Below are 6,057 nucleotides of genomic sequence, written 5' to 3'. Positions count from 1 at the left end.
GGGCAAGGTACTCGAGTGTTTGCCCATTTGGTACGGTCGCAGCGATGCCCAGGGCAAGGGTCGCTCTCACTGGGAAGCATTTCGTCAGCAGACACAACAGATGACATTTTCCTTGCAGCAGGGACTGCCGGGGCGGGTTTGGCACTCCAAACAGCCCGAATGGATTCCCACCCTGCCTCGGGAATCCAACGAGGTCTTTCTCAGAGCCAAGATGGCTCGGCAAGGGGGACAGCAAAGTGCTTTTGGGGTTCCGATTCTGAGTTCCCCAGACGATGAGAGCGAATCGGCTCGCGTCCTTGCCATACTTGTATTTCTAATCTCCGAATCTCGAACGGAGGATAAGCGATTGGTGGAATTGATTTCGGCTGTTGCCGCCCAATCGGGAACCGTGGTGCAGCAGAAACAAGCTGAAGTTGCCCTAAAACAAAAAAATGTCGAACTCGCCAATACCTTGGAACAGTTACAAACAACTCAGCAAGAATTGATTCAATCGGAAAAAATGGCAGCGCTGGGGCAACTAGTCGCGGGAGTTGCTCACGAAGTCAATACTCCTCTTGGGGCGATTAACTCTTCCGTACGCAATATTGCCAACTTCTGGCAAGATAATTTGCATCTATTACCCGATTTTTTCGGGCAGCTTTCCCCCGAACGTCAGCCCGATTTCTTGGCATTGCTCGAAAAATCGAGAGACCGAGATACACCTCTATCGACCCGAGAACAGCGCAAAATCAAACGCAGTCTAACAAGCGAACTCAAGGAAAAGTCGATCGACAAAGCAACGGCGATCGCCAATTTATTAGTGGGTATTGGCGTGTACGAAAATCTCGATCGCTTTCTCCCTCTGTTGCAAGATCCCGACAGTCAAACGATTCTCAAAACGGCATACCAATTTGCCACCGTCCAGAGCAGTACTCGAACGATTTCGACGGCTGCAGAACGGGCTGCTAAAGTCGTTTTCGCTCTCAAAACTTATGCTCGTTACGACCAAACTGGAACCAAAGCCAAAGCGCAAATTCGAGAGAGTATCGAAACCGTTCTTACCCTATACCAAAATCAATTCAAACAAGGCGTTGATGTAATTGGAAATTTTGATGAAACCCTACCGCCGATTTTGTGTTACCCTGACGAACTCAATCAAGTTTGGACGAACTTAATTCATAATGCTTTGCAGGCTATGGATAATCAAGGCACGCTGAACATCGACGTCACACAAAAAGACAAGAAAATTCGAGTAGATATTACCGATAGTGGAAAAGGGATTCCAGTAGATATTCTTCCTAAAATCTTTCAACCCTTTTTTACAACCAAGCCACCTGGGGAAGGCAGTGGTTTAGGACTGGATATCGTTCGCAAAATAATTGAGAAGCATCAAGGTACAATTGAAGTCGAGTCTATACCGGGAAAAACAACCTTTACAGTCTTCTTGCCTCTCGATTTTGCTTAATTTAGGAGTGTAGCAATGTCTGATGCCGCAATTTTATGTGTTGATGATGAAGCCACGATCTTGAAAAGTTTAGAAATTGAACTTCAAGATGCATTTGGCGATATGTATCTTTATGAGTTTGCTGAAAGTGCCGATGAGGCTTTAGAAATTATTGAAGAGTTTGGAGAAGATGATGTTCGAGTTCTGATTCTTGTTTCAGATTGGTTAATGCCAGGAATGAAAGGCGATGAATTTCTGATTAAAGTTCATCAAATTAAACCAGAAATTATCAAAGTTATGCTCACGGGGCAAGCTGATGAAGACGCTATAGAACGTGCGAAAAGTCAAGCTAATTTATATCAATACTTACAAAAGCCTTGGAAAAATGAAGAGCTCATTGAAACGATTCGATCGGCATTATCGCAAACTTAAATAGCTCAAATTCTAGCTCGAGATATCTTCGCCCAATCATATTCTAACTTATGAGCAAAACGGCAATTTTATGTGTTGATGATGAAGTCACAATTGTAGAAAGCTTGAAGATCGAGCTAGAATCTATTTTTGGTGAAGAATATTTAATTGAAATTGCTCAAGATAGTGAAGAAGCCTTAGAAGTTATTGCCGAATTAATGGAAGATAACTATGAAATTGCATTAGTTATCTCAGATTGTATTATGCCGGGAATGAAAGGGGACGAACTTTTAGTTCGCATTCACGAACTATCTCCAAAAACAATTAAAATAATGCTTACGGGTCAAGCAGAGCTAGAAGCTGTTAAGACCACAATTAATAAAGCAAAACTCTATCGATATATTTCTAAACCTTGGCAAAAGGACGATCTTAAATTAACGATTAAAGAGGCAATTAATCGATACTTAAAAGATAAAAAATTTGCAAAAAAAAATATTGAACTAATTCAACTAAACACCGAGCTTGAAGACTTAAATAAAAAACAAACAGCTCTCATCGAAAAACTCTGTAAGAAAGAGCGAGAGTTAGAACAAATAAACCAAGCCTACGAACGATTTGTTCCACATCAATTTATCAAAAAATTAGATAGAGATAGTATTGTTGAGGTTAATTTAGGAGACCAAGTCCAGCAAGAAATGTCTGTGCTGTTTTCGGATATTCGTAATTTTACGACTTTATCGGAGAAAATGACACCTGAAGATAACTTTAAATTTATTAATGCTTACTTATCTCGTATGGAGCCTTCTATTCTGGAGCATCAGGGCTTTATTGATAAGTATATTGGTGATGCAATTATGGCTCTATTTAGTGGAAGTGCAGATGAAGCCGTGAAAGCGGGCATTTCTATGCTGAAAACTCTAGCTCAATACAATCTCAGTCGAGACAACGATCGCCGACCGAAACTGAGTATTGGTATTGGTATCAATACGGGTTCCTTAATTTTGGGAACCGTGGGGGGAAAGTTTCGGATGGATAGTACGGTCATTAGCGATGCGGTGAGTTTGGCGTCTAAACTCGAAGGCTTAACCAAACAGTATTGCGTTTCTTTTTTAATTGCTCGCGATACGTTCGTCCGTTTGCAAAATCCCTTTGACTATAATATTCGCTTCCTCGATCGCGTTCGCATTCATGAAAAATCAGAATGGGTTGCCATGTTTGAAGTCTTCGATGCCGACCCCCCAGAAATTCGCGAAGGGAAGATAAAAACAAAGATTCTGTTCGAGAAAGCATTATGTTTGAGATACGAGGGAAAACTTCGAGAAGCCGCGAAACTTTTTGTTCAGTGCTGGAAACAAAATCCAGGAGATCGAGCTGCTGAAATTTATGCAAAGCTATGTTATAAGAATCAACCCAATCTGTCTGCAGCTCACTAGTATTCAATCGCACTCACATCTAAGTTTTCGACGATCGCTCTCGCTCGTAATGCTTTCGATGTAAGAGTTCGAGTCTGCCTCCATACTCTCGAATTAATGCCGTTTGGCGGCGGTAAAAACCGCGAAAAATATTAGAAAAGAGGAGGGTGAAAATTGCGACCACCAAACCTAAAACAGTTGAGGCGAGGGCTTCGCTAATGCCGCCGGTAACTCCGACTGTATTGCTACTGCCAATATCGCCGAGCTTGAGAGAGGCAAACGAGTTCATCAAGCCCAACACCGTTCCTAATAATCCCAGCAGGGGAGACACGGCAACGATCGTATCGAATATCGTATTGAAACGTCGCAGTAGGGGTAATTCTGCTTGAGCCGCACTTTCGAGGGCGAGGCTAAACTCGATGGGATTGGGGCGTTCGAGTTCCATGGCTTCGAGAAAAATTCGAGCTAGGGGTAAACTCGAATTTTTTTGCAGTAATTTAATGGCAGAATACCAATCCGATCGACATAATTTTAAGGCTTTTTGAATGATTGGTTCTTGTTTTTGTAAAATGCTAGACCAAAATATAGATCGTTCGGCAACTAAAGCAATCGAAACTAGGGAAAAAAGAAGCAACGGCCAAACGACAATACCTGCCGATAAAAATAAGTCACTCAATTTCATAGATGAATTTCCCCTGTTTGGATAGCAATAGAACTGAGAAGTCAGTCGATCTCGAAACTTAAAAAGATTTAATTCTCTCGCTCTCTGTTTTCAATTATAATTTAAAGTGTCACACGTAAATTTTCTTGCAATTTGTTAAAGTGACATCATTTCTCAAAAGTATAGACTTCTCAATTATTTTTATCTGATTGAAGAATTAAATATTATGATGAACGATAAAATCGGGTTTATTTTGAAAGTCATCGGAGCCTCAGCCCTCGTCTCGATCTTCATTAAATTCATCGGGCCGAAATTGTTAATCTCGGCAACACCCACAAATGCTCTAATTGCGGTTCTGGGGGTTCCTCTAGTGGTCGCGATCGCCCTCATCGGACGGGGTTTTCAAAGGAACGATCCGTCCTCAACGAATTATTGAAGGCGATCGGTGGAATAATCTCTATCCCCTAAAGGAAAATCGATCGGGCAAGCTGCTTTTTGAATGAGAGACCATCTCTTGTGCGATTCAAGTGTATGCTTTGAACGATCGAGGTGATGGGTGGGGGGGGCTGAAAACCCAATTTTTCAGGTGTTAGCCTCCCCTGCTTTTCCCATGCTTTTCCCACGCGAACCCTGCTTTTCCCATGCGAACCCTTACTGAAATTAACGAGAAAATCGATCGCCAACAGGTTGTTGTCTGGACGGTGGAAGAAACCAAAGCGAAAGTTGCCGAAATTGGCGTTACCGAAGCGGCAAAGCAGGTGGATATCATTACCACCGGAACCTTCGAACCGATGGAGTCGAGTGGGGCGATTATCAATTTAGGACACACCGATCCGCCGATCAAAATTCGTCGGTGCTGGATCGATGGCGTTCCTGCCTACTCTGGCTTTGGGGCGGTGGATTTGTATTTGGGGGCCGCGCAAATGACCGATACCCTCGAAGCCGAAGATACGCGAAATCGCGAAACCCCCGAGAATCTCACCCGAGGGGGACAAATCCGAGGTGGGGGTCATGCAATCGAAGACTTGATTGCCGGGAAACCCCTCCAACTGCGGGCGATCGGGCAAGCCACGGACTGTTATCCTCGCGCGGCCTTCGATACCACCATCACCCGCGATAGCATCAACCAATTTTACCTATTCAATCCCCGTAATCTCTACCAAAATTTTATTGTCGGGGTCAATGGTGGCGATCGCCCTTTATTTACCTATCTCGGACCTCTTCAACCCCAACTCGGCAATGCCGTCTACTCTAACCCCGGTGCAATTTCTCCCCTATTCAACGATCCCGATCTCAATTTGGTGGGAATTGGCAGCCGAATTTTTCTCGGTGGCGGCATCGGCTACGTCTGTTGGGAAGGGACTCAGCATTTCCCCCTCCAGAAACGCTTGCCCAATCGTACCCCCATTGGTCCAGCCGCAACGCTAGCATTGGTGGGAGATGCCAAGCAGATGAATCCCAAATGGGTGCGGGGGTGTTATTTCCAAAACTACGGCCCCTCTTTGATGTTGGGGGTTGGGGTACCGTTCCCCGTTCTCAACGAAACCGTGGTACAGCGTTGTGCGGTGCAAGATACCGATTTGGTAGCCCCAGTGGTAGACTTTGCCATTCCTCGCCGCGTACGTCCCACTTTCGGATTGGTGAGTTACGCCCAACTCAAGGGAGGACGGATTACCATTGACGGTAAAGCGGTACGAGTCGCTTCCTTAGCCAGTATTGCCCTCTCGCGGGAGGTGGCCGAAGAACTCAAAGCCTGGATCGAAGCTGGGAAATTTACCCTCACCGAACCGGTCGCCTCCGTTCCGAACGATCGCGCGTTTTTGTCTCAAGATTTGTGGGGGGGTCAGATTAATTTAGATCGATCGAGTTAGATGTACCCGCAGTAAGGTTTAGATAATAATAAGTTGTAGTCGTTGTCGTCGGCTGGGCAATGCTTCTCTAGGGATTTGGCTTTGACATCGATCGTCCAACGACCCACCTTCCCCCGTATATTTTGAATTGATTTTATGAGTTCTCTGTCTCTCAACCTGATCGCGATCGCCATTTTTGGTTTTACCATGTCCGCCTTACTCGGTCCTTTGATTCATCTCGATCCCATTTTTCCAGCGATCGCAGCCTTTGGATTGTTGGGACTGGCAACGGTGGATACC

The 6,057-nt window shown here is 44.6% G+C and carries 6 protein-coding genes; 5 read left to right on the top strand and 1 reads right to left on the bottom strand.

Features of this window, described 5'->3' with window-relative positions; all coding sequences use genetic code 11:
* From IQ235_RS16290 to IQ235_RS16280, 3 genes are all read left to right on the top strand, one after another.
* The coding region (locus IQ235_RS16290; protein WP_264322492.1) for a sensor histidine kinase at positions 1-1,444 on the top strand (1,444 nt) is incomplete at its 5' end.
* 15 nt (positions 1,445-1,459) lie between these two features.
* On the top strand, positions 1,460-1,855 hold the full coding sequence (locus IQ235_RS16285; protein ID WP_264322491.1) for a response regulator: 396 nt from the start codon (positions 1,460-1,462) through the stop codon (positions 1,853-1,855).
* A gap of 50 nt (positions 1,856-1,905) precedes the next feature.
* Positions 1,906-3,267, top strand: coding sequence for a response regulator (locus IQ235_RS16280; protein WP_264322490.1), 1,362 nt, complete (start codon positions 1,906-1,908; stop codon positions 3,265-3,267).
* A gap of 19 nt (positions 3,268-3,286) precedes the next feature.
* Here IQ235_RS16280 and IQ235_RS16275 read toward each other — a convergent pair whose 3' ends face one another.
* Positions 3,287-3,928 (bottom strand): MotA/TolQ/ExbB proton channel family protein, encoded by a 642-nt coding sequence (locus tag IQ235_RS16275; protein WP_264322489.1) that lies wholly within the window; start codon positions 3,926-3,928, stop codon positions 3,287-3,289.
* Between the two features lie 205 nt (positions 3,929-4,133).
* Between IQ235_RS16275 and IQ235_RS16270 the strand changes: the two genes are divergently transcribed.
* On the top strand, positions 4,134-4,343 hold the full coding sequence (locus tag IQ235_RS16270) for a hypothetical protein (RefSeq protein ID WP_264322488.1): 210 nt from the start codon (positions 4,134-4,136) through the stop codon (positions 4,341-4,343).
* Between the two features lie 205 nt (positions 4,344-4,548).
* Positions 4,549-5,778: a homocysteine biosynthesis protein gene (locus IQ235_RS16265; RefSeq protein WP_264322487.1), complete on the top strand. Its 1,230-nt coding sequence runs from the start codon at positions 4,549-4,551 to the stop codon at positions 5,776-5,778.
* The last annotated feature ends 279 nt before the right edge of the window (positions 5,779-6,057 follow it).

Origin of the sequence: Zarconia navalis LEGE 11467 (genome assembly GCF_015207075.1) — a bacterium.
Taxonomy (GTDB): Bacteria; Cyanobacteriota; Cyanobacteriia; order Cyanobacteriales; family Geitlerinemataceae; genus Zarconia; species Zarconia navalis.
The sequence above is the reverse complement of the archived record's forward strand: the minus strand, read 5'-3'. Positions and strand labels throughout refer to the sequence as shown.

Bases quoted from the DNA above. Each gene is read 5' to 3' on its own strand.
- IQ235_RS16285 (WP_264322491.1), top strand. From the start codon at position 1,460: ATGTCTGATGCCGCAATTTTATGTGTTGATGATGAAGCCACGATCTTG.
- IQ235_RS16280 (WP_264322490.1), top strand. From the start codon at position 1,906: ATGAGCAAAACGGCAATTTTATGTGTTGATGATGAAGTCACAATTGTA.
- IQ235_RS16275 (WP_264322489.1), bottom strand. From the start codon at position 3,928: ATGAAATTGAGTGACTTATTTTTATCGGCAGGTATTGTCGTTTGGCCG.
- IQ235_RS16270 (WP_264322488.1), top strand. From the start codon at position 4,134: ATGATGAACGATAAAATCGGGTTTATTTTGAAAGTCATCGGAGCCTCA.
- IQ235_RS16265 (WP_264322487.1), top strand. From the start codon at position 4,549: ATGCGAACCCTTACTGAAATTAACGAGAAAATCGATCGCCAACAGGTT.